The 25,115-nt window shown below is 71.8% G+C and carries 31 protein-coding genes; 8 read left to right on the forward strand and 23 right to left on the reverse strand.

Features of this window, described 5'->3' with window-relative positions:
- Positions 1–3: 3 nt before the first annotated feature.
- Complete coding sequence (locus tag H7344_RS12680) at positions 4–1,236, reverse strand: PucR family transcriptional regulator (RefSeq protein WP_186346393.1); 1,233 nt, start codon at positions 1,234–1,236, stop codon at positions 4–6.
- Positions 1,237–1,525: 289 nt separating this feature from the next.
- On the opposite strand from H7344_RS12680, the gene H7344_RS12685 reads away from it, so the two are divergent.
- The 5 genes from H7344_RS12685 to H7344_RS12705 are packed head-to-tail and all read left to right on the forward strand — an operon-like array spanning position 1,526 to position 6,393.
- Positions 1,526–2,269, forward strand: a complete 744-nt coding sequence (locus tag H7344_RS12685; RefSeq protein ID WP_229707105.1) for an ABC transporter ATP-binding protein — start codon at positions 1,526–1,528, stop codon at positions 2,267–2,269.
- 12 nt (positions 2,270–2,281) lie between these two features.
- Positions 2,282–2,986: an ABC transporter ATP-binding protein gene (locus H7344_RS12690; protein WP_186346440.1), complete on the forward strand. Its 705-nt coding sequence runs from the start codon at positions 2,282–2,284 to the stop codon at positions 2,984–2,986.
- Between the two features lie 12 nt (positions 2,987–2,998).
- Positions 2,999–3,877: a branched-chain amino acid ABC transporter permease gene (locus tag H7344_RS12695; protein WP_166195621.1), complete on the forward strand. Its 879-nt coding sequence runs from the start codon at positions 2,999–3,001 to the stop codon at positions 3,875–3,877.
- Positions 3,878–5,041: a branched-chain amino acid ABC transporter permease gene (locus tag H7344_RS12700; protein WP_186346395.1), complete on the forward strand. Its 1,164-nt coding sequence runs from the start codon at positions 3,878–3,880 to the stop codon at positions 5,039–5,041.
- On the forward strand, positions 5,038–6,393 hold the full coding sequence (locus H7344_RS12705; protein ID WP_186346396.1) for an ABC transporter substrate-binding protein: 1,356 nt from the start codon (positions 5,038–5,040) through the stop codon (positions 6,391–6,393). Before H7344_RS12700 ends, H7344_RS12705 begins: the two co-directional genes overlap by 4 nt.
- 84 nt (positions 6,394–6,477) lie before the next feature.
- On the opposite strand, the gene H7344_RS12710 is transcribed toward H7344_RS12705, so the two are convergent.
- The gene (locus H7344_RS12710; protein ID WP_186346397.1) at positions 6,478–7,455 is read right to left on the reverse strand and encodes an exonuclease/endonuclease/phosphatase family protein; all 978 of its coding nucleotides are present in this window, start codon (positions 7,453–7,455) and stop codon (positions 6,478–6,480) included.
- Between the two features lie 127 nt (positions 7,456–7,582).
- Between H7344_RS12710 and H7344_RS12715 the strand changes: the two genes are divergently transcribed.
- Positions 7,583–8,131 carry a hypothetical protein gene (locus tag H7344_RS12715; protein ID WP_186346398.1) on the forward strand — a complete coding sequence of 183 codons (549 nt, stop codon included), beginning with the start codon at positions 7,583–7,585 and terminating at the stop codon, positions 8,129–8,131.
- A 7-nt stretch (positions 8,132–8,138) separates the two neighbouring features.
- Here H7344_RS12715 and H7344_RS12720 read toward each other — a convergent pair whose 3' ends face one another.
- Together H7344_RS12720 and truA are read right to left on the reverse strand one after the other, a co-directional pair.
- Entirely contained in the window at positions 8,139–8,750 is a 612-nt protein-coding gene (locus H7344_RS12720; RefSeq protein ID WP_186346399.1) for a class I SAM-dependent methyltransferase, read from the reverse strand.
- Positions 8,747–9,577 (reverse strand): tRNA pseudouridine(38-40) synthase TruA, encoded by an 831-nt coding sequence (gene truA, locus H7344_RS12725; RefSeq protein ID WP_186346400.1) that lies wholly within the window; start codon positions 9,575–9,577, stop codon positions 8,747–8,749. The genes H7344_RS12720 and truA overlap by 4 nt, the downstream gene beginning before the upstream one ends.
- 54 nt (positions 9,578–9,631) lie before the next feature.
- Between truA and H7344_RS12730 the strand changes: the two genes are divergently transcribed.
- The gene (locus tag H7344_RS12730) at positions 9,632–11,329 is read left to right on the forward strand and encodes an FAD-dependent oxidoreductase (protein WP_186346401.1); all 1,698 of its coding nucleotides are present in this window, start codon (positions 9,632–9,634) and stop codon (positions 11,327–11,329) included.
- Here H7344_RS12730 and H7344_RS12735 read toward each other — a convergent pair.
- Positions 11,326–12,264 carry a carbohydrate kinase family protein gene (locus H7344_RS12735; RefSeq protein ID WP_186346402.1) on the reverse strand — a complete coding sequence of 313 codons (939 nt, stop codon included), beginning with the start codon at positions 12,262–12,264 and terminating at the stop codon, positions 11,326–11,328. The genes H7344_RS12730 and H7344_RS12735 overlap by 4 nt on opposite strands.
- A gap of 23 nt (positions 12,265–12,287) precedes the next feature.
- On the opposite strand from H7344_RS12735, the gene H7344_RS12740 reads away from it, so the two are divergent.
- The gene (locus H7344_RS12740) at positions 12,288–12,650 is read left to right on the forward strand and encodes a GntR family transcriptional regulator (protein WP_186346403.1); all 363 of its coding nucleotides are present in this window, start codon (positions 12,288–12,290) and stop codon (positions 12,648–12,650) included.
- 104 nt (positions 12,651–12,754) lie between these two features.
- On the opposite strand, the gene rplQ is transcribed toward H7344_RS12740, so the two are convergent.
- From rplQ to rpsH, 18 genes are all read right to left on the reverse strand, one after another.
- Positions 12,755–13,339, reverse strand: coding sequence for a 50S ribosomal protein L17 (gene rplQ, locus H7344_RS12745; RefSeq protein ID WP_186346404.1), 585 nt, complete (start codon positions 13,337–13,339; stop codon positions 12,755–12,757).
- A 255-nt stretch (positions 13,340–13,594) separates the two neighbouring features.
- Positions 13,595–14,611 carry a DNA-directed RNA polymerase subunit alpha gene (locus H7344_RS12750; RefSeq protein ID WP_166195649.1) on the reverse strand — a complete coding sequence of 339 codons (1,017 nt, stop codon included), beginning with the start codon at positions 14,609–14,611 and terminating at the stop codon, positions 13,595–13,597.
- A 142-nt stretch (positions 14,612–14,753) separates the two neighbouring features.
- Positions 14,754–15,362, reverse strand: coding sequence for a 30S ribosomal protein S4 (gene rpsD / locus H7344_RS12755; protein ID WP_186346405.1), 609 nt, complete (start codon positions 15,360–15,362; stop codon positions 14,754–14,756).
- Between the two features lie 30 nt (positions 15,363–15,392).
- Positions 15,393–15,800: a 30S ribosomal protein S11 gene (rpsK, locus tag H7344_RS12760; protein WP_166195653.1), complete on the reverse strand. Its 408-nt coding sequence runs from the start codon at positions 15,798–15,800 to the stop codon at positions 15,393–15,395.
- Positions 15,801–15,888: 88 nt separating this feature from the next.
- The gene (gene rpsM / locus H7344_RS12765; RefSeq protein WP_154615534.1) at positions 15,889–16,263 is read right to left on the reverse strand and encodes a 30S ribosomal protein S13; all 375 of its coding nucleotides are present in this window, start codon (positions 16,261–16,263) and stop codon (positions 15,889–15,891) included.
- Positions 16,264–16,442: 179 nt separating this feature from the next.
- The gene (rpmJ, locus tag H7344_RS12770; RefSeq protein ID WP_056862094.1) at positions 16,443–16,556 is read right to left on the reverse strand and encodes a 50S ribosomal protein L36; all 114 of its coding nucleotides are present in this window, start codon (positions 16,554–16,556) and stop codon (positions 16,443–16,445) included.
- A gap of 29 nt (positions 16,557–16,585) precedes the next feature.
- Positions 16,586–16,807, reverse strand: a complete 222-nt coding sequence (gene infA, locus H7344_RS12775) for a translation initiation factor IF-1 (RefSeq protein ID WP_011757309.1) — start codon at positions 16,805–16,807, stop codon at positions 16,586–16,588.
- Between the two features lie 348 nt (positions 16,808–17,155).
- Positions 17,156–18,232 (reverse strand): LLM class flavin-dependent oxidoreductase, encoded by a 1,077-nt coding sequence (locus H7344_RS12780; RefSeq protein ID WP_186346406.1) that lies wholly within the window; start codon positions 18,230–18,232, stop codon positions 17,156–17,158.
- A gap of 43 nt (positions 18,233–18,275) precedes the next feature.
- Positions 18,276–19,274, reverse strand: coding sequence for a TerC family protein (locus H7344_RS12785; RefSeq protein ID WP_186346407.1), 999 nt, complete (start codon positions 19,272–19,274; stop codon positions 18,276–18,278).
- 203 nt (positions 19,275–19,477) lie between these two features.
- Entirely contained in the window at positions 19,478–20,299 is an 822-nt protein-coding gene (gene map / locus H7344_RS12790; RefSeq protein WP_222130631.1) for a type I methionyl aminopeptidase, read from the reverse strand.
- Between the two features lie 42 nt (positions 20,300–20,341).
- Positions 20,342–20,917 (reverse strand): adenylate kinase, encoded by a 576-nt coding sequence (locus tag H7344_RS12795; protein WP_186346409.1) that lies wholly within the window; start codon positions 20,915–20,917, stop codon positions 20,342–20,344.
- Positions 20,914–22,209 carry a preprotein translocase subunit SecY gene (secY, locus tag H7344_RS12800; RefSeq protein WP_186346410.1) on the reverse strand — a complete coding sequence of 432 codons (1,296 nt, stop codon included), beginning with the start codon at positions 22,207–22,209 and terminating at the stop codon, positions 20,914–20,916. Before secY ends, H7344_RS12795 begins: the two co-directional genes overlap by 4 nt.
- Positions 22,210–22,398: 189 nt before the next feature.
- Positions 22,399–22,839 (reverse strand): 50S ribosomal protein L15, encoded by a 441-nt coding sequence (gene rplO / locus H7344_RS12805; protein WP_186346411.1) that lies wholly within the window; start codon positions 22,837–22,839, stop codon positions 22,399–22,401.
- Between the two features lies 1 nt (position 22,840).
- Positions 22,841–23,023 (reverse strand): 50S ribosomal protein L30, encoded by a 183-nt coding sequence (gene rpmD, locus H7344_RS12810; protein WP_165228353.1) that lies wholly within the window; start codon positions 23,021–23,023, stop codon positions 22,841–22,843.
- Entirely contained in the window at positions 23,023–23,643 is a 621-nt protein-coding gene (rpsE, locus tag H7344_RS12815) for a 30S ribosomal protein S5 (RefSeq protein ID WP_186346412.1), read from the reverse strand. Before rpsE ends, rpmD begins: the two co-directional genes overlap by 1 nt.
- A 61-nt stretch (positions 23,644–23,704) precedes the next feature.
- Complete coding sequence (rplR, locus tag H7344_RS12820; protein ID WP_186346413.1) at positions 23,705–24,088, reverse strand: 50S ribosomal protein L18; 384 nt, start codon at positions 24,086–24,088, stop codon at positions 23,705–23,707.
- A 2-nt stretch (positions 24,089–24,090) separates the two neighbouring features.
- On the reverse strand, positions 24,091–24,630 hold the full coding sequence (rplF, locus tag H7344_RS12825; RefSeq protein WP_186346414.1) for a 50S ribosomal protein L6: 540 nt from the start codon (positions 24,628–24,630) through the stop codon (positions 24,091–24,093).
- A 30-nt stretch (positions 24,631–24,660) separates the two neighbouring features.
- Positions 24,661–25,068, reverse strand: a complete 408-nt coding sequence (gene rpsH, locus H7344_RS12830; RefSeq protein WP_166195670.1) for a 30S ribosomal protein S8 — start codon at positions 25,066–25,068, stop codon at positions 24,661–24,663.
- Positions 25,069–25,115 lie beyond the last annotated feature (47 nt).

Consider the following 25,115-nt stretch of genomic DNA (forward strand, 5'->3'; position numbering starts at 1 on the left):
TGCTCAGCCGGCCGAACCGCACGCCATCATCGCGAGCTCGAGCAGCAGCTTGTCGCGCGGGTCGGCGAGCGAGCGGCCGGTGAGCTGCTCGATCTGCTTGAGGCGGTAGATCACGGTGTTGCGGTGGCAGTAGATCTCCTCGGCCGCGTGCGTGGGCGAGCCGCCGTGGCGCAGCAGCGCCGCGAGGGTGTCGAGCAGGGTCCGGGCCTGCGCCTCGGGCTGGTTGAGGATCGGGCCGAGGGTGCGGGCGAGCAGCAGTGGAGCGACCTGGGGGCTGCCGGCGAGCAGGACCTCGGGCAGCCGCTCGGTGACGGGTACGACGCCGCGGCCGGCGCGCGGGAGCGTCTCGGCGGCGCGGCACGCCAGCTGGAACGCCGTGGCGAAGCCGGCGAGGCCGTCGGGCGCCGCGGCCACGCCCATCCGCCCGGCGGCGTACGGCTCGAACAGCTCCGCGATCCCCGGCTCGTCGGGCAGCGGCCCGGCCAGCAGGCCGAAGTAGATCCCCGCGCGGACGTGCCAGCGGGCGACGACGCCGAGCCGGTCGAGCCGGTCCTCGGCGGGGCCGAGGGAGTCCGGCGGGTCGTCGTAGAGCGCGACCACGCAGGCGACGGCGTCCTCGGCGCCGAGGTCGAGCACCGTGCGCGCCTCCTCGGCGAAGTCCGGGTCCGCACCCCGGCCCTCGAGCAGCCCGTCGAGCACCGACTGCTGGCGTTGCAGGTCGTGGCGCTGGAGGCGGGCGGCCTCGCGGCGGTAGGCCTCGATGAGGACGGCGTTCTGGACGTCGAGGTTCGACCACACCGTGCCGCCGGCGGCGAGCAGCACCCGGTCGTCGACCAGGCCCTCGGGCGCGGTCGCCGAGCGGGCGATGAGCGCCTCCCACAGCACCCGCGCGCCGAGCATGTAGGCGTTGAGCACCAGCTCCAGCGGCACGCCCTGCCGCGCGCGCCGCCGGCCGGTCTCGCGCCAGACGTCGGTCGCGGTCTGGTTGCCCGACGGCCGCTGTCCCGACAGCACCTCGAGACCGCGACGGATGTGCACGCGGGTGCTCTCCCTGACGTCGACGCGCAGCTCGGGGCCGATCCGCTCGTAGAGGTGCGCGTCCCGCTCGAAGAGCGCCAGCGTGATGCTGTCCGCGATCGTGTCCGACTGGTCGAGGAGCAGCGCCCACGCCTGCGCCGCGGCGTCGGCCGCAGGCGCGTCCGGCGTCGCGCCGGCGGTCGGGTGGGCGGAGCGCATGAAGGCACGTTCGCACTCCCCGCACAAAGAGCACCAGCCCCGACCGAGGTTCGGGGCGGCCCGTCCAACCGAATCTGTGCGTCGCGCCCAATGCGCATCCTGTGCGCGGGCACCAAGGTGGTGCGCGTCACACCCCGAGGACCCGCCTTGGGGTGTCCGTCCGGGAGGTCCGTTGCCGCCGTCTCCGAGCAGCCCCGACAGACCCACAGGCAGCCCCACAGGCAGCCCCGGAGGCAGCCCGGCCGCCACCGGTGCCGTCACCGGGTCCACGGCCCTGGCGCTGCGCGGTGTGACGGTCACCTTCGGCGGCGTCAAGGCCCTCACCGGCGTCGACCTCGCGGTCGCGCCCGGCACGGTCCACGGCGTCATCGGCCCGAACGGCGCCGGCAAGACCACACTGTTCAACGTCGCGTGCGGCTTCGTGGTGCCCGACGAGGGCACGATCGAGCGCCGCGGGGAGCGGCTCACCCGGCTCCGGCCGCACGACCTGGCCGGCCTCGGGACGGCCCGCACCCTGCAGGGCCTGGGGCTCTTCGACCGCGTGACCGTCCTCGAGAACGTCCTCGTCGGCGCCGACCGCCACGCCCGCTCCGGCTTCCTCACCGCGCTGCTGGGCCTCCCCCGCGCGGCCCGCGAGGACCGCGCGCTGCGCGAGCGGGCGATGGCCGTGCTCGACCGCCTCGGCATCGCGTCGTACGCCGCCCGCTACCCCGGCAGCCTGCCGTACCCGGTCCGCAAGCGGGTCGCGCTGGCTCGCGCGCTCGCGGCCGAGCCCGACCTGCTGCTGCTCGACGAGCCGGCGAGCGGCCTGGGCGCGGACGACATGACCGAGCTCGGCGACCTGGTGCAGTCGCTGGCGGCCGAGCAGGGCGTCTCGGTCCTGCTGGTGGAGCACCACATGGACCTGGTGATGCGCGTCTGCGACGAGATCACCGTCCTCGACTTCGGCCGCCGCATCGCCTCCGGCACGCCGGCGCAGGTGCGCGACGACCCGGCCGTCCTGGCGGCGTACCTCGGCGAGCAGGTGGGCTGACCCGTGCCTGCGATGCTCACCGTCACCGACCTCGCCGCCGGCTACGGCCCGGTCCGGGCCCTCGACGGCGTCTCGTTCACCGCCGAACGCGGCCGGGTGACCGCCGTGCTGGGCGCGAACGGCGCCGGCAAGACCACGCTGCTGCGCACGATCAGCGGCCTGCACCGTGCCGAGCGCGGCTCGGTCGATCTCGACGGCCAGCGGCTGGACAGGGTCGCCGCCGAGCGGATGCCGGCCCTCGGGCTCGCGCACGTCCCGGAGGGGCGCGGGGTGATCACCGAGCTCACCGTCGAGGAGAACCTCCGCCTCGGCGCGCTCGGCCGCGCCGGCAAGGTCGACGGCAGCGACCTCGAGCGGGTCTACGGCCTCTTCCCCGTCCTCGCCGACCGCCGCGCGGCGACGGCCCACGTGCTCTCGGGCGGCGAGCGCCAGATGCTCGTCGTCGGGCGCGCGCTGATGGCCCGGCCGACGACGCTGCTGCTCGACGAGCCTTCGCTGGGGCTCGCACCGCGGATCGTCGCGCAGATCTTCGAGCTGCTCCGGGGCCTGGTCGAGTCCGAGTCGCTCACCGTGCTCCTCGTCGAGCAGAACGCCCGCAGCGCGCTCTCGATCGCCCACCGCGGCGTCGTGCTCAACCTCGGCCGGGTCGTCGCCGACGACGACGCCGACGCGCTCGCGGCCGACGACCAGCTCCGTCACGCCTACCTCGGATTCTGAGCGGGAGACCACGTGCAACAGCTCCTCAACACCGCCCTCGGCGGCCTGACGCTCGGCATGGTCTACGCCGCGTTCGCGCTCGCCCTGGTGCTCATCTGGCGCTCGACGCGGGTGGTGAACTTCGCCCAGGCCCCGATGGCGATGGTGACGACGTTCGTCGCGCTGGTCATCGTCGACGCCGGCCACTCCTACTGGCTGGCCTTCGCTGCGGCGCTGGCCAGCGGGCTGGTGCTGGGCGCGGTCATCGAGCGCGTGGTGGTCCGCCCGGTCGAGGGCGGCCCCGAGATCAACGCCGTCATCCTCACCCTCGGCCTGTTCATCGTGCTCCACGCGCTGGCGGCGGTGATCTTCGGCAACCGCTACCGCAGCTTCCCGGCCCCGTTCGGCGTCCGCGGCATCGAGGTCGGCGGGACGACCATCGCGCTGACCGGCTTCGGGATCTTCACGATCCTCGCGGTGCTGGTGACGATGGGGCTGCTCCTCCTGCTCTTCCAGCGCACCGACATCGGGCTGCGGATGCGCGCCTCGGCGTTCAACCCCGAGGTCGCCCGGCTGCTCGGCGTCCGGGTCGGGCGGATGCTCACGCTCGGCTGGGCGCTGGCCTCCGTGGTGGGCTCGCTGGCCGGGCTGCTCATCGCCGGCGGCAGCCTGGTCCACCCCGGCTACATGGACTCCGTCGTCGTCTACGGCTTCGTCGCAGCCGTGCTCGGCGGGCTCGACAGCCCGTTCGGCGCCGTCGTCGGCGGACTGCTGCTCGGGCTCGCGCTCTCCTTCGTGAGCGGGTACGTCGGGTCGCAGCTGGTCGCGCTCGCCGCGCTGGTGATCCTCATGCTCGTGCTGGTCCTCCGGCCGGGTGGCCTCTTCGCCCAGACCGCGGCGAGGAGGGTCTGAATGGCCGCCCTGCGCACCCGCGCCTCCGCCTGGTGGGCCGGCTCGATCCTCGGCCGGCACCTGCTGGTCGCGCTCCTCGGCCTGGTCGTGGTGGTGGTCGTGCTCGAGAGCTCGAGCGACTTCCGCAACCTCCAGCTCGCCTCGATGGCCTACCTCGGCATCGCCGCCGGCGGCCTGACCGTGCTGACCGGCCTCAACGGCCAGATCTCGCTCGGCCACGGCGCGCTGATGGCGATCGGCGCCTACACCACCGCCCTGCTGCTCGACGACCGCGAGGCGAGCACCCCACTGCCGCTCGTCGTGCTGGCCGCTGTCGTGGTCACCCTGCTGGTCGGCATCGCGGTCGGCGCGGCCGCCGCCCGGCTGCACGGCCCCTACCTCGCCGGCGCCACCCTCGCCCTGGCCGTCGCCGTGCCGGGCATCGCGCTCTACTTCAAGGAGCAGCTCGGCGGGGAGCAGGGCCTGCGCGTGGTGCTGCCCGACATCCCGGCGTGGGTGCTCGACCTGGCGTACTTCGTCACCGGCCAGGACCTCACCCGCAGCCGCTACGTCGCCTACCTGGCCTGGCTCACGCTCGTCATCACCTTCGTCCTCCTCGCGAACCTCGCCCGCAGCCGGGTCGGCCGGCGCTGGCGCGCGGTCCGCGACGACGAGGTGGCCGCGGAGCTGGCCGGCGTGCACCTGGGTCGGGCCCGCGTCTCGGCGTTCGTCGTGAGCGCGGCCGCGGCGGGCGCGGCCGGCGCGATGATGGCGCTGACCGTGCGGCTCGCCGCGCCGAGCGGCTTCACCCTGACCCTGAGCCTCACCCTGCTCAGCGCGGTCGTCCTCGGTGGCCTCGGCAGCCTCGCCGGCGCGCTCCTCGGCGCCGCGCTGCTCACGTTCCTCCCCCAGGTCGTCACCGACATCGGGGTGGACGCCGGGCTCTCCGACATCCGCGCCGCCGAGCTCGCGCCGCTGGTCTACGGCGTCGTCATGGTGCTCGTCATCCTGCTCGCCCCCGCCGGGATCGTCGGCACCGTCCGCACCGCCCTCCTCAAGCGCCGGCTGCGCCGCTCCGCCGCCGCGCAGACCCGCACGGCCGGGACGAACCCGACCGCGCCGGGCACGCCGGGCACCCCCACGACCGACCCAGCCACCACCACCTCGAAGGGAAGCACGACATGAGACGACGGCTCCATCGGCCCACCACCCTCGTCGCCGCCGCCACGGCCGGCGTACTCCTGCTGGGCGCCTGCGGCGCCGGCGGCCGCGACGACGACGGCGGAGGTGGCGACGGCGGTGACGGGGGCGGCGGCGCGACCGCCCCCGGCGTCACCGAGGACTCCATCAAGATCGGCGCGCACTTCCCGCTCACCGGCGTCGCCGCGCCCGGCTACAACGAGATCCCGACCGGCGCGAAGGCGTACTTCGACTACGTCAACGCCCAGGGTGGGGTGCACGGGCGCCAGATCGAGTACGTCGTCCGCGACGACGGCTACAACCCCACCAACACCAGCTCGGTCACCAACGAGCTCGTGCTGGAGGAGGAGATCTTCGCGATGGTCGGCGGCCTCGGAACGCCCACCCACAGCGCGGTCGTGGACTTCCTCAACGACGAGGGCGTCCCGGACTTCTTCGTCTCCTCCGGCTCGCTGCAGTGGGGCGACGACCCCGAGGCCTACCCGTACACGTTCGGCTGGCAGCCCGACTACGAGATCGAGGGCAAGATCATCGGCCAGTACGTCGCGGAGAACATGCCCGACGCCAAGGTCGGCCTCTTCCTCCAGGACGACGACTTCGGCGACGACGCCGAGAAGGGCGTGCGCCAGTTCCTCGACGACCAGGTCGTTGCGGCCGAGCGCTACACCTCGGGCAACACCGACGTGGGTCCGCAGATCGCCGGCCTCCAGGCCGCCGGGGCCGACCTGGTGCTGTCGTTCAACACCCCGTCGTACACCGCACTGAGCCAGCTGGTCGCCCTCCGGCTCGGCTACGAGCCGCAGTGGTTCTACACCAACGTCGGCTCCGACGCCGACCTCGTCGGCTCGCTGCTGTCCCGCTTCTCCGAGGGCGCGGTCGAGGGTGGGTCGAGCTCGCTGGACGGCGTGATGACCACCGAGTACATCCCCGGCGTCGACCAGCCCGACGACCCGTGGGTCCAGCTGTGGCAGAAGGTCTGGGACGAGCACGGCGAGAAGGGCAAGCTGACCAACTATCGGGTCTACGGCATGTCCCACGCCTATGCGTTCGTGCAGGCCCTCCAGGCGGCCGGCGAGGACCTCACCCGCGACGGCATCGTCGAGGCGATGGAGGAGGTCGGCGCCGACCTCGAGGGACCGCAGCTCGCGCCGTTCCGCTACTCCTCCGACAGCCACCTCGGCATCTCCGGCATGCGGGTGGTCGAGATCCAGGACGGTGCCGGCGAGGACCTCACGCCGGTGCTCATCACCGACATCGGCGACGCCGAGATCGTCGAGGACGACTCCGGCCAGGACGGCGACGCCCCGCCGGAGAACGGTGTGCCCGAGGCGCCGTGACCAGCGCCGTCACCGGCACGCGACACGCACGCGCCTGACGCGCTGGAGAGACGCCCACCCGGGTCCGCCCGGGTGGGCGTCTCTTCATCGGTAGAGGCGGATCCGCGCGAGCAGCGGCGCGTGGTCGGAGGTGTAGCCGCCGAGCACCCGGTGCCGGGCGACCTGCGCGGTGCCCGACCCGCTCCCGGCCTCCGCGTCGGCCTTCCGCAGGGACCGGTCGGCGACGAAGACGTAGTCGATCCACCGGGTGTTGCGGGTCGGGCGGAGGCCGTCCAGGCCGAGCAGCTGGTAGGTCGAGCTGGCATGGCCGCGGAAGGCCCGGATGATCCCGCCGGCGGGCTTCGCGCGGGAGTCGTCGGCGAAGTCGAAGTTGTAGTCGCCCGTGCCGAGCACGACCGAGCCGGGCGCGGTGTCCCACATCCGCGCGAGCCTCGCGAGGTGCTGCTTGGCGCGCTCGGCGTTGAGGTTGCGCTCGAAGCGCTGCTCCGTCTCGATGTGCTGGTTGACGTGGGTGTTGAGCAGGGTGACGGTGCGCCCGGTCGCGCGGTGCCGCAGCTGCGCGGTCACCACCCACCGCGCCGGGAACGGGTCGGTCGTCTCCCGCGGGTAGCCGCCGCGGTGCATCCGGCGGAACGACACGTCCAGCAGCTCGAACGTCGCCGTCCGCCACGAGACCGCCAGCGAGATCGGCCCGTCGGGATCCGGCCAGTGCCACGTCTCCCAGCCGCGGGCGCGGTACTGCGGGTACAGCTCGCGGAACGCCGGCGACTTCGACTCCTGCCAGCCGATCAGGTCGACGTCGTCGCGCCCGGTGAGCCGGTCCCAGTCGCGCCGGGCCCGCTCGAGCGGCAGGTGCCGCAGCGCGTTGTAGGACACCACCCCGACGGTGGTCAGCACCTCCCCCGGCAGCCGCGGCGCCACCCGCGACCGGCCCTCCTCGACGGCTGGGCGCGGCGTCCCCCCGCCCGGGTCTGCCCCGTCGCGCACGACCGCCACCACCGCCAGCACCACGACCACCGCCACGACCAGCGCGGTGAGCACGCGAAGCGGGACGCGGAGCATGGCGAGGAGCGTACGTCCCGGTCACGGCTGGTCGCAGAAGGTCGACACCACCTCGCACGCCGCCGTATCCCGGGCCCTGAGCCGGGTACCGCTCGGTCTTCCCCATCCCTGCACCGGAGGTACCACCATGGCTCGCAACACCCTGTCCCGCTCGCTCCACGACGTCGGCCTCGCCGCCTGGTTCGGCGGCACGCTCGCCAACGCGGTCGCCCTCAATCCCGCGGCCGCACAGGCCACCGCCTCCTCCGACGTGGGCGCGGTCGCGAACACCGGCTGGGACCGGTGGACCCCCGTCAACGCCGCCGCGATCGGGGCCCACCTCGCCGGGAGCATCGGCCAGCTCGGCGGCAACAAGGGCCGCATCGCCGCCCAGCAGGGCGTCGGCTCGATGGTCGTCGCGAAGACCGCGTTGACCGCCGCCGCCCTCGGCGTCACGGCGTATTCCCGCGTGCTCGGCAAGAAGGTGTCGCAGGAGACGCAAATGCCGGCGGCCTCGGGCACCGAGCCGGAGTCGGGCACCCCGCCGGAGGTAGCCAAGGCCCAGCAGCAGCTCGCCGCCCTCCAGTGGGTGGTGCCCGCGCTCACCGGTGCGCTGGTGGTCGTCAGCTCCCTCGCCGGCGAGCAGCAGCGCTCGACCGAGCAGAAGAAGGGGCTGCTCGGCCGCGTCGCGCCCTGACGGGCCGTCAGCCGCGGCGCGACTCCAGCACGCGGAACCCCTTGGCCGAGGCCAGCCGCGTCGTCGGGTAGCCCTGCTGCCCCAGCCACCGCTGCAGCGAGTCCGCGCCGAGGTTCTTGCCGACCACCATGACCGCCCGGCCGCCGGGCGCCAGCCGCGGCAGCCAGGTCAGCAGCAGCTCGTGGAGCGCCTGCTTGCCGATGCGGATCGGCGGGTTCGACCAGATCTCGTTGTACGTCGCGTGCGGCTCGACGGCGTCCGGGGTGGTGGCGCGGTAGCGGTCGGCGACGCCGAGGGCCGCGGCGTTCTCGTTGGCGAGGAGGACGGCGCGCTCGTTGACGTCGACGGCGGTGACCGTGGCGTCCGGTGCGCTGACCGCGACCGCGAGGCCGATGACGCCGTAGCCGCAGCCGAGGTCGAGCACGCGGCCGCCGGCCGGCGGCTCGGTCTCGCGGAAGAGCACCGCCGTGCCGATGTCGAGCCGCCCCTTGGCGAAGACGCCGGAGCCGCTCACCAGCGACAGCGTCCGGCCCCACACCTCGGCCGTGACCGGCTCGCGCTTGAACGGCACGGACGGGTCGGCGGAGAAGTAGTGGTCCTCGGACGGCTCCTCGCTCATGCCTTCTCCCTCCGTGCCCGGGTCAGCTCGACCCGCGCGCCGAGCTCGGCGTCGGGCGGGTAGGCGACCTCCTCCAGGGTCAGCCCGTGGGCGTGCACGACCGCCACGGAGGCGTCGCGCCGCTCCGCGGCCAGCACGTCCCCGGCCCACGCGACCGGCCGGCGACCCTCGCCGACCGCGAGCAGGCAGCCGACCAGCGAGCGGACCATGCTGTGGCAGAACGCGTCGGCGCGGACGGTCGCCTCGACCACCCCGGACGGCAGCCGCTGCCACGACAGCGCCTCCAGCACCCGGATCGTCGTCGCGCCCTCGCGCTGCTTGCAGAAGGACGCGAAGTCGTGCTGGCCGAGCAGCAGCACGGCCGCCTCGTTCATCAGGTCCACGTCCAGCGGGCGCGGCCAGGCCAGCACGTGCCCGCGGGTCAGCGGGTCGACCGCGGCCGGGGTGTCGGCGACGCGGTAGGCGTAGCGGCGCCACAGCGCGGAGAAGCGGGCGTCGAACCCGTCCGGCGCCTCGACCGCACGGCGTACCCGCACGTCGGCGGGGAGGATCCCGTTGAGCCGACGCACCAGCGCCCCGAGCGGCGGATCGGGCGAGCGCCCGGCGGACCGGGCGAGCGCGTCGGGCTCGACGTCGAGGTGCACGACCTGCCCGCGGGCGTGGACGCCGGTGTCGGTGCGCCCGGCGCAGACCAGGTCGACCGACGGCACCCGCAGCGCGGTCGCCGCCGCCGCGGACAGCTCGCCCTGCACGGTCCGCAGCCCGGGCTGGGCCGCCCAGCCGTGGAAGCCGCCGCCGTCGTAGGCGAGGTCGATCCGGATCCGCACCCGCGCATCCTCTCAGGACACGCGGTGTTCACGTGGAGCACCTAACCTGCGGCCATGACCGCTCCGAGCCTGGTGCTCGTCTCCGAGGCGAACGCCGACTTCCTGCTCGACGAGTTCGGGCGCTACCAGCGCGACTACGACCTGCGCACCGCCACCTCCGCCGACGAGGCCGAGCAGGTGGCCCGCGAGGTGCTCGCGGGCGGCGGCCAGGTCGCGCTGTTCGTCACCGAGTCGGTGCTGCCCGACTCCGGTGTCCCGGAGGCCTTCGCCCGGTGGCGCAGCGTCGTGCCCACCGCCCGGCGCATCGTTGCTGCCCACCACGACCGCTTCCTGCTCGACGCGCCGGCGCTGCGCCTGGGCCTGGCCAAGGGCAAGTACGACGCCTACCTGCTCATGCCGCGCGGCGTGCGCGACGAGGAGTTCCACGGCGTGGTCTGCGAGCTGCTCTCGGACTGGGGCTCGACCGTGGCCGAGCCGGAGGTCGAGAGCGTCCGGATCGTCTCGCCCGACGGGGACCCGCTGACGCTCGCGCTGCGCGACTTCTTCGACCGGATGGGGCTCCCCAACCGCGTGCACCACCCCGACAGCCCGTCCGGGCAGGAGGTGCTCGCCCGGTGGAACGGCCCCGCGACGTACCCGCTCGTCGAGGCGCTGGAGCGCCCGCCCGTCGCCCCGCGCAGTGTCCGCGAGGCGGCGGTCGCGGTCTACGGCCGCCCCGACGAGGTCGACGTCGAGACCGTCGTCGACGTCTGCGTCGTCGGCGCGGGCCCGGCCGGGCTCGCCGCCGCGGTGTACGCCGCCTCGGAGGGTCTCTCCACGGTCGTCGTCGAGGTCGAGGCCGTCGGCGGGCAAGCCGGCACCAGCTCGATGATCCGCAACTACCTCGGCTTCCCCCGCGGCATCTCCGGGATGCGCCTGGCCCAACGGGCTCGCAACCAGGCGATCCGCTTCGGCACCCGCTTCTTCACCGGCTGGGAGGTCACCGCGATCGAGCCGCACCCCGCTGGGCACTGCGTGCGCACCGACGGCGGCGACCTGCGGGCGCGATCGGTCGTGCTGGCCTCGGGCGTGGCCTACCGCAAGCTCGGCGTGCCGGCCGTCGAGGAGCTCGTCGGCCGTGGGGTCTTCTACGGCAGCGCCCTGACCGCCGCCCGGGAGATGGAGGGCGCCGACGTCGTCGTCGTGGGGGGCGGCAACTCCGCGGGCCAGGCGGCCATCCACCTCGCGCGGTTCGCTCGCTCGGTGACCATCATGGTCCGGCGCGACTCGTTGGAGGCGACCATGTCGGCCTACCTCCTCGGCGAGATCGCCCACAACCCGCGCATCGCCGTCGCCCCCTGCTGCGAGATAGCCGACGGCGGCGGCGACGGCCACCTGGAGTGGCTGGACGTCCGCGACACCCGGGACGGCTCGGTCACCCGGCGGGCCGTGTCGGGACTCTTCCTCCTGCTCGGCGCCGACCCGCAGTCGGACTGGCTGCCGCAGGAGGTCGCGCGCGACGCGCGCGGCTTCGTGCTCACCGGTCGTGACGTGCCTCGGGACAGCTGGGTCGACGGCCTCCCGCCGGAGAGCCTGGCCACGACGTTGCCGGGCGTCTTCGCTGCCGGCGACCTCCGCGCCGGGTCGATGAAGCGGGTGGCCGCCGCCAGCGGCGAGGGCGCGTCGGTCGTCCCGCTCGTCCACCAGTGGTTGGCGACCCTGCCGGCGCCGGCCGGGGCCCGCGAGGACCGGGGGTTGATCGTCGGGGTCTAGAGCTCGTGGCGGTACGGCGGGTCCGCGCCCGGCCGCGACACCGTCACCGCCGCGGCCCGGGCGGCGTGCTCGAGCACCTCGGCCACCTCGTCCTCGCCGATCCCCCGCAGCTCCTCGCGCCGCTCGGCGCCGAGCCGCCCGCGCTCCCACAGCGCGTCCACGAGCGCCGCGCCGAACGTGTCGCCGGCGCCGATCGTGTCCGCGACCTCGACCGGCAGCGACGCCACCTCCACGACGCACCGATCGCTGGTCCAGCTCGCGCCCTCACCCCCACGCGTGACCACCACCGCGGCCGGCCCGAGCGCCAGCAGGTGCGCCACGGCCGCGGTCTCCTCGAGGTCCGGCCAGAGCGCGGCGAGGTCCTCGTCGCTGGCCTTCACCAGGTCCGCGAGCGCGACGACCCGCTCGACCTGCGCGACCACCTCCGCGCCCGTGCCGGTCACCGCCGGCCGCGCGTTGACGTCGTACGTCACCGTCGCCCGGTCGCGCAGCCCCTGCAGCAGCGCCACGACGTCCTGGGCGCCGGGGGCGACGACCGCCCCGAGCGAGCAGGTGTGCACGACCAGCGGGGCCGGCTCGTCCGCGACGGGGCCGAGCTCCCAGGCCAGGTCGAAGGTGTACGTCGCCGCGCCGTCGGTCCCGATCGTCGCCAGCGCCGTCGAGGTGCGCGGGACCGTCCCCGGGTCGGTCGCCAGCGTCACCCCGGCCGCCCGCAGGTGGGCGTCGACGAGCCCGCCGCGGCCGTCGGCGGCGTACGCCGTCGCGAACCGGACGGGACGGCCGAGACGGGCGAGCGCGACCGCGACGTTCGCGGCGCTGCCGCCCGGGTGCTCACGCGTCGTGCCGTCGGCGGCCCGCACCACGTCGACGAGCGACTCCCCCACGACCAGCACGTCGCGCCCGTCCTGCTCCTGCTGCGCGGCACCCGGCTCCATGCGGCCACCCTAGGGTGAGCCCCATGCAGGTGCAGCCGCTGGACGACCAGGACCCGACGCCGCCGTTCGAGCAGCTGCGCGCCCAGGTCGCCCGCCGCGTGGCGTCCGGCGAGCTGCCGGCCGGGACGCGGTTGCCGACGGTGCGAGCGGTCGCCGCCGAGCTGGGGCTCGCGGTCAACACGGTCGCGAAGGCCTACCGCGCGCTGGAGGCCGACGGCGTCGTCGCCACCGAGGGTCGCCGCGGCACGTTCGTCGCGTCGTCGGGAGGCGCGGACGACTCGCTGGACGAGGCGCTGGACGAGGCGGCCGCGGCGTACGTCGCCGCCGCCCGCCGCGCGGGGCTCACCCTCCCCGAGGCGCTTCGTCGGGTCGAGCGCGGCTGGTAGCGACCGGCCAGGCAATGCTCGACCCGCTCGGCCCGGAAATGACACCGACCCGCCCCGGGTGTCCCGGGCGGGTCGGTGGTGGAGCGGGTGGTGCTGGGCCTCGATCAGGCCTTCGGCTCGTCCTCGGTGGACTCGGCCTCGGCCTCGGCGGCCTCGTCGGAGACGGGCTCGGTGACCGCGGTCTCCTCCTCCGCGACGACGCTCTCCTCGGGGGACGCCTCCTCGCCGAGCTCGGTCGGGCCGGCCTCGGTGGTCTCCTCGGCGGGAGCCTCCTCGACGGGCGCGGGGGCGGCAGCCGGGGCGGCCTGCGTCTTCGGGGCCGACGGGGTGTAGGCCTCGGTCACGAGCTCGATGACCGCCATGGGGGCGTTGTCGCCCTTGCGGGGGCCGAGCTTGGTGATGCGGGTGTAGCCACCCGGACGCTCCGAGAACGTCGGGGCGATCTCGGTGAAGAGGGTGTGCACGACGCCCTTGTCGCGGATGGTCTTGAGGACCTCGCGGCGGTTGTGCAGGTCGCCCTTCTTCGCCTTGGTGATCAGCTTCTCGGCGTGGGGGCGCAGGGCGCGGGCCTTGGCCTCGGTCGTGGTGATCCGGCCGTGCTCGAAGAGCTGGGTGGCCAGGTTCGCCAGGATGAGGCGCTGGTGGGCCGGGCCGCCGCCGAGGCGGGGACCCTTCGTGGGCTTGGGCATGTCTCTCTCGTTCCTCCCCGGCCGTACCAGGTACCGGGGTAGTAGGCCGGCGGCGGGCGCCGCCGGTCAGTCCTTCAGGTGGTGCAAGTGAAGCAATGGTGCGGGGTCCAGCCGAGCCGATCCGGTCAGGAGAGGTGGCGGCCCGAAAGCCGCCAGGAAACCTGAACCGAAGCGAACATCAACTGCGAGCGGGGCAGCGTGTCGGCCGCGCGAAGCGCGTGGGACGAAGTCCCACTGCCGACACGCTCCCGCCGACTAATACTGCTCGTCCTCGACGAACGCGTCGTCGTCGTCGTCGCCGTAGGCGGCGAGGGCGGCGGACGGGTCGAAGCCGGGAGCGCTGTCCTTGAGGGACAGGCCCATCTCGACCAGCTTGGCCTTGACCTCGTCGATCGACTTGGCGCCGAAGTTGCGGATGTCCAGCAGGTCCTGCTCCGAGCGGCTGATGAGCTCACCCACGGTGTGGATGCCCTCGCGCTTGAGGCAGTTGTAGGACCGGACGGTCAGCTGCAGGTCCTCGACCGGAAGGGCGAGGTCGGCGGCCAGCTGCTCGTCGACGGGCGACGGGCCGATGTCGATGCCCTCGGCCTCGACGTTGAGCTCACGGGCGAGGCCGAAGAGCTCGACGAGGGTCTTGCCGGCCGAGGCGATCGCGTCGCGGGGACGGATCGACGGCTTGGTCTCGACGTCGATGACGAGCTTGTCGAAGTCGGTGCGCTGCTCGACTCGGGTGGCCTCGACCTTGTAGGTCACCTTCAGCACGGGGCTGTAGATCGAGTCGACCGGCATGCGGCCGATCTCGTTGTCGGCGCCCTTGTTCTGCACGGCGGAGACGTAGCCGCGGCCGCGCTCGACGACGAGCTCCATCTCGAGCTTGCCGTTGTCGGACAGGGTCGCGATCTTCAGCTCGGGGTTGTGCACCTCGACACCGGCCGGCGGGGCGATGTCGGCGGCGGTGACGTCGCCGGCACCGGACTTGCGCAGGTACATCGTGACGGGCTCGTCGTGCTCGGAGGAGACGACGAGGCCCTTGAGGTTGAGGATGATCTCCGTGACGTCTTCCTTGACGCCCTCGATGGTCGAGAACTCGTGGAGGACGGTGTCGACCTTGATGCTCGTGACCGAGGCACCGGGGATCGACGACAGGAGGGTACGGCGCAGGGAGTTGCCGAGGGTGTAGCCGAAGCCGGGCTCCAGCGGCTCGATCACGAACCGCGAGCGGAACTCGTCGACGGTCTCTTCCGACAGGGTGGGGCGCTGTGCGATCAGCACTGGTGTTTTCCTTTCCGGGCCCACCCGCTATATGACGGGCCCGAACTGCAGGTTGGCGGAAGGCGGTGGTGCTGCCACGTCCGGAGCCCACCGGATCGGTGGACCCCGGACGAGGGGTGCGAGGGGGCTGCGCCCCCTTGCGTCACTTCTTCGAGTAGTACTCCACGATCAGCTGCTCCTGGACCGGGATGTCGATCTGGGCCCGGACGGGCAGCTGGTGGACGAGGATCCGCATGCGGTTCGGCAGCGCCTCGAGCCAGGCGGGGACGACGCGCTCGCCGTGGGTCTCGCGAGCCACGATGAACGGGGTCATCTCCAGGGACTTCTCGCGGACGTCGATGACGTCGTGCGCGGAGACCTGGTAGGAGGGGATGTCGACCTTCTTGCCGTTGACCTTGAAGTGGCCGTGGACGACCAGCTGGCGGGCGTGGCGGCGGGTCCGGGCGAAGCCGGCGCGGTAGACGACGTTGTCGAGGCGGCACTCCAGCAGCTGGAGCAGGTTGTCACCGGTCTTGCCGGCGCGACGCGAGGCCTCGGTGTAGTAGTTGGCGAACTGCTTCTCCATCACGCCGTACGTGAAGCGGGCCTTCTGCTTCTCGTGCAGCTGGAGGCGGTACTCGCTCTCCTTGATGCGCGCGCGGCCGTGCTGGCCGGGGGGGTAGGGACGACGCTCGAACGCGCCGTCACCGCCGACGAGGTCGACGCCGAGACGGCGCGACTTCCGGGTCATGGGGCCGGTGTAACGGGCCATTTCTCAAAGTCTCCTGTTCTCAGCGGGCGATCAGACGCGGCGGCGCTTGGGCGGGCGGCAGCCGTTGTGGGGAGCGGGCGTGACGTCCTGGATGGTGCCGACCTCGAGGCCGATCGCACCCAGCGAACGGATCGCCGTCTCGCGGCCCGAGCCCGGGCCCTTCACGAAGACGTCGATCTTCTTCATGCCGTGCTCCATCGCCCGACGACCGGCGGCCTCGGCGGCCATCTGCGCGGCGAACGGGGTGGACTTGCGCGAGCCCTTGAAGCCGACGGTGCCGGCCGAGGCCCACGAGATCACCGCGCCGGTGGGGTCGGTGATCGTGACGATGGTGTTGTTGAACGTGCTCTTGATGTGGGCCTCGCCCTGGGCGACGTTCTTCTTCTCCTTGCGGCGCACCTTCTTGGCGCCGGCCGCGGTGCGGCTCTTGGGAGGCATGCAGTTCTCCTGAGTTAGCTGGTCTGTGAGTGCGAGAAGGCCGTGGCCCCCATCCGGGGGCACACGGGGGCGGAGCCCCCGTGCGTGGTTACTTGGCCTTCTTCTTGCCGGCAACCGTGCGCTTGGGGCCCTTGCGGGTGCGCGCGTTGGTCTTGGTGCGCTGACCGCGGACCGGGAGGCCCATGCGGTGGCGGCGACCCTGGTAGCTGCCGATCTCGATCTTGCGACGGATGTCTGCCTGGACCTCGCGACGGAGGTCACCCTCGATCTTGAAGTTGGACTCGATCTCGTCGCGGAGCTTGACCAGCTCCTCGTCCCCCAGCTCGTGGACGCGGGTGTTCGGGTTGACCCCGGTGGCCGCGAGCAGCTGCTGGGAGCGGGTACGGCCGATGCCGTAGATGTAGGTGAGTGCGATCTCGATGCGCTTGTCGCGCGGGAGGTCCACACCAACGAGGCGTGCCATGTGGCGTTCCTTTGCAGTTCCGCAGAGGTGTCGGTCGTGTCGCGCCCTGGTCGGTGGACCAGGCTCCGGCCTCTGCACCGGAGGTGGTTGACCTGCCTTGCGGCAGGTGAGCGATCACGTTGTGGTGTTCAGTTGTGCGCGGCCTTCGGGCGGCCGGCAGCAGCGGGGAGGAGCGGTGCTCAGCCCTGGCGCTGCTTGTGGCGAGGGTTCTCGCAGATGACCATGACGCGGCCGTGGCGACGGATCACCTGGCACTTGTCGCAGATCTTCTTGACGCTGGGGTTGACCTTCACGGTTCAGGCCCTTCTGGTGGGTCGGCTGCTCACTTGTAGCGGTAGACGATGCGACCCCGCGTGAGGTCGTACGGCGAGAGCTCCACCACCACGCGGTCCTCGGGGAGGATCCGGATGTAGTGCTGTCGCATCTTGCCGCTGATGTGGGCGAGAACCTTGTGGCCGTTGCTCAGCTCGACGCGGAACATGGCGTTGGGCAGGGCTTCCACGACGGTGCCCTCGATCTCGATCACGCCTTCTTTCTTCGGCATGTCCTCCACAATCTGTTGTCTCGGTCGGTCGTCCACCGTGTCGTGCACCGCCGGCGGCGCGGACCGCCTGCGGGTGGCCCGGGAACCTCCGGCTCGCTGTCGCCAGCGGGCCGGTGGACCTCGTGCAGCCGCCTGTGGTCCTCATCCCGGACGCACGGACGAGCGCTCCGAGGAGCGGGACGCCGTGTGCGCTCGGGCAGCCGCGAGGCGCCACGAAGCAGACCCACGTTGGGCCGACGTTGCAGTCTAGGCGCACCCGCTCCCATAACACGAATCCGTGCCCGGTGCCGCGCGGTCCCCCGGCGTGCCGCGCGGGGCGCGGTCAGGGAGGGCGGTCAGGAGGTGCGGTCAGGAGGCGGGTCGGTCGGCGAGCAGCTCGAGGGTCCGCTCGCGCGCCGGGCTCGTGGCCGGGTCGGTGCCGGCGTACGCCGCCGCCACCGGTGCCACCATGACCTCGTCGACGCCGTACGTCGCCGCGAGCTCCGCCAGCCGGGCCCGGGACTCCTCGGGCCCGCCGATGATCCACTTGGCGGCCATCTTGTCGACCAGCTCCTGATGCGCGGCCGGCATCTCGGCCTGCACCTTCTCGGCCTCCTCGACCAGCCGGCCGGGACCGAGCGGCTGCCCCGTGCGCAGCTCGAGCATCATCTGCAGCTGCGGCAGCGCGAGCCGGCGCGCCTCCTCGGCGTCGTCGGCCACGACCGCGTTGACGGTCAGGAACGTCCGTGGCCCCGCCATCTCCGGGCCGAGGTCTGCGGACGGCCGGAAGGTGCTGCGGTAGAGCTCGAGCGCCTCGGCGGTCCCCTGCCCGGAGAAGTGGTGGGCGAAGACGTAGGGCATGCCCTTCTCCGCCGCCAGGCGGGCGGAGTAGTCGGAGGACCCGAGCAGCCAGGTGGTCGGCACGGACGTCGCGGCCGGCGTCGCCTTCAGCGCGTGGGTGCGTCCCTGCACCGAGATCCCGACGCCGGCGGTGTCCATCATCGCCAGCACGTTCTCGACGTACTCCGGGAAGCGGGCGACCGCCTCGTCGCTCACCCCGCCGGCGCCGTGGCGCAGCGCCCAGCTGGTCACCGGGTCGGTGCCCGGCGCGCGCCCGATGCCGAGGTCGATGCGGCCGGGGAACGCCGCCTCGAGCAGCGCGAACTGCTCGGCGACCACCAGCGGTGCGTGGTTCGGGAGCATCACGCCGCCCGACCCGACGCGGATCCGCTCGGTCGCCGCGGCCAGCATGCCGATGAGGACCGGCGGGTTGGTCGCCGCGACGGCGGCCATGTTGTGGTGCTCGGCGACCCAGTACCGGCGGTAGCCGAGCCGGTCGGCGGTCCGCGCCAGCGCGGTCGACGACCGCAGCGCGTCGGTCGTCGTCTGGTCCCCGCGGACCGGGACCAGGTCGAGCACGGACAAGGCGGGGCTGTGGTCGGTCATCCCCGGAGGAACGCCGCCGCAGCCCCGCCCTATTCCGGGCCGGTCAGTCCTTGGGCTGGGGTGCCGGCGGCGTGGAGTCCGTCGCCGTGACCTCGGTCCGCTCGTCGGACTTGGTCTTCGCCAGGCTCGCGACCGCGGTGACGGTGAGCGCGACCAGGATCACCGCGAGGCTGAGCAGCGTCGGGACCTCCCAGTCGATGACGCCGCCCTTGTAGAGCGCATGGATGATCAGCTTGGCGCCGATCCAGGCCAGGATGAACGACAGGCCCAGCGAGAGGTAGACCAGGCGCTGGAGCAGGCCGCCGATGAGGAAGTACAGCTGGCGCAGCCCCATCAGCGCGAAGACGTTCGCGGTGAAGACGAGGTACGGCTCCTGGGTGATGCCGAAGATCGCCGGGATGGAGTCGAGCGCGAAGAGCAGGTCGGTGGCGCCGAGCGCGATGATGACGATCAGCATCGGGGAGGCGTACCGGACGCCCTTGTCCTTGTAGAACAGCTTCAGGCCGAGCCACTTGTCACCGACGTTGAGGTGCTTGCGGGAGAACTCGACGACCTTCGAGTCCTCCGGGTGCTGCTCCTCGTGCTTGCGGTAGGACCGCAGCAGGTTGACGGCGGTGTAGATGAGGAACGCGCCGAAGACGTAGAAGACCCAGCTGAAGTTCTCGATGAGCGCGTAGCCCAGCGCGATGAAGATGCCGCGGAAGATCAGCGCCAGGATGATGCCCACCATCAGGGCTTCCTGCTGGTACTTCCTCGGCACCGCGAGCGCCGACATCAGCACGATGAAGACGAACAGATTGTCGACCGACAGGCTCTTCTCGACGATGAAGCCGGTGAAGAAGTCGACGCCGTACTCCTGGCCGTGGAAGGCCCACGTCCAGATGCCGAAGACGCCGGCCGCGGCCATGTAGATGACGAAGGCGATCGTGCACTCGCGCATCGACGGCACGTGGGGCCGGCGGGCGATCAGGAAGACGTCGAAGAGCAGGACTCCGACGGTGATGCCGATCGTGATGCCCCATTCGAGGGCGGAGACTTCCACAGGGTTCCTCCAGGTCAGGCGGATGACGGAGCGTCAGAGGTCTCTCCCGCCGCCGACGCGACCCACGACCCCGGACCGGTTCTGATCACCGGACGTGCTGACGAGACCGCGGCGAAGGAATACTCCCCCCTGCCCGCACATCTTCGCACGGGTCCGGGCACCCGTTACCCACCAGCGCCGCCGGCGACCCTGCGGGAGGCAGGTCAGCGGCCGCCGAAGGGGACGCCGAGCGCCGTCAGGGCGGCTTCGCCGCCGTCGAGGGCGGTCAGCACCCAGGCGCCGTCCTCGGTCAGCGTGAACGTGTGCTCGAAGTGCGCCGCCCAGCTGCCGTCGTCGGTCACGACGGTCCAGTCGTCCTCCAGCGTGGAGACGTCCTTGCCGCCGAGGGTGACCATCGGCTCGACCGCCAGGGCGAGACCGCGCACCAGCTTGGGCCCGCGGCCGGCCCGCCCGTAGTTCGGGACGTCCGGGGGCTGGTGCATCGCCGAGCCGATCCCGTGACCGGTGTAGTCCTCGAGGATCCCGTAGGAACCCTGCGAGCGGACGTGCCGCTCGACGGCGGCGGAGATGTCGGTGACGCGACCACCGAGGCGGGCGGCGGCGATCCCCCGCCACATCGCCTCCTCGGTGACGCGCATCAGCGCGGTGACCTCGTCGGGCACCGGGCCGACGGCGACCGTGATCGCCGCGTCGCCGTGCCAGCCATCGACGATGGCGCCGCAGTCGATGGAGACCACGTCACCCTCGGCGAGCACCCGGTCACCCGGGATGCCGTGGACCACCTCGTCGTTGACCGACGCGCAGATCGAGCCGCGGAACCCGTGGTAGCCGAGGAAGGACGGCGTGGCGCCCGAGGAGCGGATGTTGTCCTCGGCGACGGCGTCCAGCTCGCGGGTGCTCACGCCCGCCCGGACGTGCCCGCGCAGCAGCTCGAGGGTCTCCCCCACGACCAGCCCGGCGCGTCGCATCGCCGCGATCTGCTCGGGCGACTTGATCTCGACGCCCCGGTCGCGCAGTCCCATCAGCGCAGCCCTCTCAGCCGGTCCCCAGCAATCGATCAGTCGCGTTCAGGACTGCTGGACGTCGTCGAGCGCGGCGAAGATCCGGGAGGTGACCTCGTCGACCGGGCCCATGCCGTCGACCGAGATCAGGATCCCTCGCTCGCGGTAGACCTCGATCAGCGGCTCGGTCTGCTCGGCGTAGATCTCCTGGCGCCGGCGGATCACGTCCTCGGTGTCGTCGGCGCGGCCCTCGACCTGGGCGCGCTGCAGCAGGCGCTGCACGATCTCGTCGGCGTCGACGGTCAGGCACACGACCGCGTCGAGGGAGTGGCCGGTGAAGGCGATCATCCCGTCGAGCTCCTCGACCTGGGCGAGCGTCCGCGGGTAGCCGTCGAGCAGGAACCCCGGCTTGGCGTCGTCCTCGTCGATGCGGTTGCGCACCATCTTGTTGGTGACCTCGTCGGGGACGTACTCCCCCGCGTCCATGTACCGCTTCGCCTCGATGCCGAGCTCGGTGCCCTCGGAGACGTTCGCGCGGAAGATGTCACCGGTCGAGATCGCCGGGACGCCGAAGTGCTCGGCGACGAACTTCGCCTGGGTGCCCTTGCCGGCGCCCGGGGGGCCCATCAGGATCAGCCTCAACGGAGGAACCCTTCGTAGTTGCGCTGCTGCAGCTGGCTCTCGATCTGCTTCACCGTGTCCAGGGCGACACCGACCATGATGAGGATCGACGTGCCACCGAACGGGAAGTTCTGGTTGGCGTTGATGAGCACCAGTGCGATCAGCGGGATCAGTGCCACGAGGCCGAGGTAGATCGCCCCGGGGAACGTGATGCGGGACAGGACGTAGGACAGGTAGTCCTCGGTCGGCTTGCCCGCCCGGATCCCGGGGATGAAGCCGCCGTACTTCTTCATGTTGTCGGCCACCTCGTTGGGGTTGAAGGTGATCGACACGTAGAAGTAGGTGAAGAAGACGATGAGCAGGAAGAACGTCGCCATGTAGAGCGGGTTGTCGCCGGTGACGAAGTACTTGTTGATCCACCGGATGACCGCGGAGTCGGCGTTCTGGTTGAACTGCACCGCCATCGCCGGCAGGTAGAGCAGCGACGAGGCGAAGATGACCGGGATGATGCCGGCCTGGTTGACCTTCAGCGGGATGTAGGTCGAGCTGCCGCCGAACATCTTGCGGCCCACCATCCGGCGGGCGTACTGCACCGGGATCCGGCGCTGCGCCTGCTCGATGAAGATGACCGCGGCGACGATCACGAGACCGACGACCATGACGACGCCGAACATCCACCAGCCCTGCTGCTTCTGGACGTCCCACATGGACGCCGGGAAGGTCGCGACGACCTGGGTGAAGATGAGGATCGACATGCCGTTGCCGACGCCGCGCTCGGTGATCAGCTCGCCGAGCCACATGATCACCGCGGTGCCCGCGGTCATGGTGACGACGAGGACCAGGAACGTGCCGGTGCCGTTGCTGTGCAGCAGCGGCTCGGTGCAGCCCTGGAGCAGGTTGCCCGAGCGGGCGAGGGCGACGATGCCGGTGGCCTGGAGGACCGCGAGGCCCAGCGTCAGGTACCGGGTGTACTGCGTGATCTTGGTCTGGCCCGCCTGGCCCTCCTTCTTCAGCGCTTCGAGCCGTGGGATGACCACGACGAGCAGCTGCAGGATGATGCTGGCGGTGATGTAGGGCATGATCCCCAGCGCGAAGACCGTCAGCTGGAGGAGCGCCCCGCCCGAGAACAGGTTGATCAGGTTGTAGACGCTGTTGTCCTCGACCTGCGCGATGCAGCTCTGGACGTTGGCGACGTTGACACCCGGGGCGGGGATCTGCGACCCGAGCCTGAAGATCGCCACGATCATCAGGACGAAGAGCAGCTTGCGCCGCAGGTCCGGAGTCCGGAATGCGTTCACGAACGCGCTGAGCACGAAGTTCCTCTTTTCCCTGCTGGAGCCGCCTCTCGACGGCCGGCGAGCCCCGGAAGCCTAACAGGCAGGTGACGCCGACACGGTCCCGGCCGGGGTGCTCGGGACGTGGGTGGAGCTGGTGATGCGCGAGAGGGGCGCGGTGCGCATGCTGGACTCAGCAACCGCGCCGCGCCCCTCCCGGGACAACGATCACAGGACGGTGGTGGTGCCGCCTGCAGCCTCGATCTTCTGCTTGGCCGAGGCCGAGAACGCGTTCGCGCTCACGTCGACCTTGACCGAGATGTCGCCCTGGCCGAGGACCTTGACCGGGTGGCCGTCGCGGACGGCGCCACGGGCGATCAGGTCCGCGACGGTGACGGTGCCACCCTCGGGGAACAGCTCGCCGAGCCGGTCGAGGTTGACGACCTGGAACTCCACCTTGAAGGGGTTCTTGAAGCCCTTGAGCTTCGGCAGCCGCATGTGCAGCGGCATCTGGCCACCCTCGAAGGCCGAGGGGACCTGGTAGCGAGCCTTGGTGCCCTTGGTACCGCGGCCCGCGGTCTTGCCCTTGGAGCCCTCACCGCGACCCACACGGGTCTTGGCGGTCTTGGCACCCGGGGCGGGGCGCAGGTGGTGCAGCTTGAGCGTCATGTCAGTCGACCTCCTCGACCGTCACCAGGTGACGGACGGTGTGGACCATGCCGCGGATCTCCGGGCGGTCCTCCTTGACGACCACGTCGCCGATCCGCTTGAGACCGAGCGTGCGCAGGGTCTCGCGCTGGTTGGCCTTGCAGCCGATCGTGGACTTCTTCTGCTGGACCTTCAGCTGCGCCATCAGGAGGACACCTCCTCGGAGACACCCGCGGGGATCTCCGTGCGCGCCTTGAGGAGCGCCGCCGGGGCGACGTCCTCAACCGGCAGGCCACGGCGGGCGGCGACAGCCTCGGGCTGCTCGAGCATCTTCAGGGCCGCGACCGTCGCGTGGACGATGTTGATCTGGTTCGACGACCCGAGCGACTTGCTCAGGATGTCGTGGATGCCGGCGGCCTCGAGGACCGCACGCACCGGGCCACCGGCGATGACGCCGGTACCAGGCGAGGCCGGACGCAGCATGACGACGCCGGCCGCCTTCTCGCCCTGGACGGGGTGAGGGATCGTGCCCTGGATGCGGGGGACGCGGAAGAAGTGCTTCTTCGCCTCCTCGACACCCTTGGCGATCGCCGCGGGCACCTCCTTGGCCTTCCCGTAGCCGACACCGACCATGCCCTCGCCGTCACCGACGATGACCAGGGCGGTGAAGCTGAAGCGACGACCACCCTTCACGACCTTGGCGACACGGTTGATCGCAACGACGCGCTCGATGTAGGCGGTCTTGTCAGCAGCCTGGCCGCCGCGACGGTCGTCGCGGTTGCCTCGGCGCTCGCCACCGCGCTGACTGCGCTGGGCTCCGCTCATGAGACTTTCCTCTTTCCTTGCACTTCGGGGGTCCACGGGGGCGCCCCCCGTGTGTTTGCGATCAGAAGGTCAGGCCGCCCGCGCGGGCGCCGTCCGCCAGGGCCGCGACGCGACCGTGGTACTTGTTGCCGGCGCGGTCGAAGACGACCCCGTCGATCCCGGCCGCCTTGGCCCGCTCGGCGACGAGCTCGCCGACGCGCTTGGCCTTGGCGGTCTTGTCACCGTCGAAGCCTCGCAGGTCCGACTCCATGGTGGAGGCGTACGCGAGGGTCTTGCCGACGTTGTCGTCGACGACCTGCACGGTGATGTGCTTGCTCGAACGGGTGACGACCAGGCGGGGACGCTCGGCGGAGCCGGCGACCTTCTTCCGGCCGCGGACCTGGCGACGCAGGCGCGACTTGACCCGGGCAGCGGTGTGCTTGTTGTTCTTGAGCGAGATGGCCATGGTCACTTACCAGCCTTTCCGACCTTGCGGCGGATCTGCTCGCCGGCGTAACGGACGCCCTTGCCCTTGTAGGGCTCGGGCTTGCGCAGCTTGCGGATCTTCGCGGCGGTCTCGCCGACGAGCTGCTTGTCGATGCCCTGGACACCGAGCTTGGTCGGACCCTCGACCGTGAACGTGATGCCCTCGGGGGCGTCGAACACGATCGAGTGCGAGTAGCCGAGCTGGAACTCCAGCTGCGTGGGGCCCTTGGACAGGACGCGGTAGCCGACGCCCACGATCTCGAGCTTCTTCTCGTAGCCCTCGGTGACACCGACGACCATGTTGTTGACCAGGGTGCGGGTCAGGCCGTGCAGGGACTTGCTGATGCGCTCGTCGTCGGGGCGCTTGACGTCGAGGACGCCCTCGCCCTGCTCGACGGTGATCGGCGCGGCGATGGTGTGGGACAGGGTGCCCTTGGGGCCCTTGACCGTCACCACCGGGCCGTCGATCGCCACGTCGACGCCGGACGGGACCGCGACGGGGAGCTTGCCAATACGCGACATGCTTCTAGTTCTCCTTCGCTGATCTCGTCGTCACCAGACGTAGGCGAGGACTTCCCCACCCACGCCCTTCTGGTTGGCCTGGCGGTCGGTCAGCAGGCCCTGGCTCGTCGAGATGATCGCGACGCCCAGGCCGCCCAGCACCTTCGGGAGCCCCGTGTGCTTGGCGTAGACCCGGAGGCCGGGCTTGCTGATGCGGCGGACGCCCGCGATGGAGCGCTCGCGGTTGCGGCCGTACTTGAGGGTGATGGTCAGCGTCTTGCCGACCTCGCCCTCGGTCGGCTCCTTCACCTCGAAGGAGGTGATGTAACCCTCCTGCTGGAGGATCTCCGCGACGCCCTGCTTGAGCTTGCTGTACGGCATGGAAACCGCGTCGTGGTACGCCTGGTTGGCGTTGCGCAGACGAGTGAGCATGTCTGCGATCGGGTCAGTCATCGTCATGGCCGTGAGGCCCTTTCTCCACCGTGGTTTCGCACCTGCATCTCAGG

The organism is Nocardioides deserti, from assembly GCF_014266025.1.
Classification (GTDB): Bacteria; Actinomycetota; Actinomycetes; order Propionibacteriales; family Nocardioidaceae; genus Nocardioides; species Nocardioides deserti.

What these genes read in the sequence shown, in the direction of transcription:
- H7344_RS12680 (WP_186346393.1), bottom strand. Translation starts at nt 1,236, where the DNA reads ATGCGCTCCGCCCACCCGACCGCCGGCGCGACGCCGGACGCGCCTGCG.
- H7344_RS12690 (WP_186346440.1), top strand. Translation starts at nt 2,282, where the DNA reads ATGCTCACCGTCACCGACCTCGCCGCCGGCTACGGCCCGGTCCGGGCC.
- H7344_RS12700 (WP_186346395.1), top strand. Translation starts at nt 3,878, where the DNA reads ATGGCCGCCCTGCGCACCCGCGCCTCCGCCTGGTGGGCCGGCTCGATC.
- H7344_RS12705 (WP_186346396.1), top strand. Translation starts at nt 5,038, where the DNA reads ATGAGACGACGGCTCCATCGGCCCACCACCCTCGTCGCCGCCGCCACG.
- H7344_RS12710 (WP_186346397.1), bottom strand. Translation starts at nt 7,455, where the DNA reads ATGCTCCGCGTCCCGCTTCGCGTGCTCACCGCGCTGGTCGTGGCGGTG.
- H7344_RS12715 (WP_186346398.1), top strand. Translation starts at nt 7,583, where the DNA reads ATGGCTCGCAACACCCTGTCCCGCTCGCTCCACGACGTCGGCCTCGCC.
- H7344_RS12720 (WP_186346399.1), bottom strand. Translation starts at nt 8,750, where the DNA reads ATGAGCGAGGAGCCGTCCGAGGACCACTACTTCTCCGCCGACCCGTCC.
- H7344_RS12730 (WP_186346401.1), top strand. Translation starts at nt 9,632, where the DNA reads ATGACCGCTCCGAGCCTGGTGCTCGTCTCCGAGGCGAACGCCGACTTC.
- H7344_RS12735 (WP_186346402.1), bottom strand. Translation starts at nt 12,264, where the DNA reads ATGGAGCCGGGTGCCGCGCAGCAGGAGCAGGACGGGCGCGACGTGCTG.
- H7344_RS12740 (WP_186346403.1), top strand. Translation starts at nt 12,288, where the DNA reads ATGCAGGTGCAGCCGCTGGACGACCAGGACCCGACGCCGCCGTTCGAG.
- rplQ (WP_186346404.1), bottom strand. Translation starts at nt 13,339, where the DNA reads ATGCCCAAGCCCACGAAGGGTCCCCGCCTCGGCGGCGGCCCGGCCCAC.
- rpsD (WP_186346405.1), bottom strand. Translation starts at nt 15,362, where the DNA reads ATGGCCCGTTACACCGGCCCCATGACCCGGAAGTCGCGCCGTCTCGGC.
- rpsK (WP_166195653.1), bottom strand. Translation starts at nt 15,800, where the DNA reads ATGCCTCCCAAGAGCCGCACCGCGGCCGGCGCCAAGAAGGTGCGCCGC.
- rpsM (WP_154615534.1), bottom strand. Translation starts at nt 16,263, where the DNA reads ATGGCACGCCTCGTTGGTGTGGACCTCCCGCGCGACAAGCGCATCGAG.
- infA (WP_011757309.1), bottom strand. Translation starts at nt 16,807, where the DNA reads ATGCCGAAGAAAGAAGGCGTGATCGAGATCGAGGGCACCGTCGTGGAA.
- H7344_RS12780 (WP_186346406.1), bottom strand. Translation starts at nt 18,232, where the DNA reads ATGACCGACCACAGCCCCGCCTTGTCCGTGCTCGACCTGGTCCCGGTC.
- rplO (WP_186346411.1), bottom strand. Translation starts at nt 22,839, where the DNA reads ATGACGCTCAAGCTGCACCACCTGCGCCCCGCCCCGGGTGCCAAGACC.
- rpmD (WP_165228353.1), bottom strand. Translation starts at nt 23,023, where the DNA reads ATGGCGCAGCTGAAGGTCCAGCAGAAGAAGTCCACGATCGGCTGCAAG.
- rpsE (WP_186346412.1), bottom strand. Translation starts at nt 23,643, where the DNA reads ATGAGCGGAGCCCAGCGCAGTCAGCGCGGTGGCGAGCGCCGAGGCAAC.
- rplR (WP_186346413.1), bottom strand. Translation starts at nt 24,088, where the DNA reads ATGGCCATCTCGCTCAAGAACAACAAGCACACCGCTGCCCGGGTCAAG.
- rplF (WP_186346414.1), bottom strand. Translation starts at nt 24,630, where the DNA reads ATGTCGCGTATTGGCAAGCTCCCCGTCGCGGTCCCGTCCGGCGTCGAC.
- rpsH (WP_166195670.1), bottom strand. Translation starts at nt 25,068, where the DNA reads ATGACGATGACTGACCCGATCGCAGACATGCTCACTCGTCTGCGCAAC.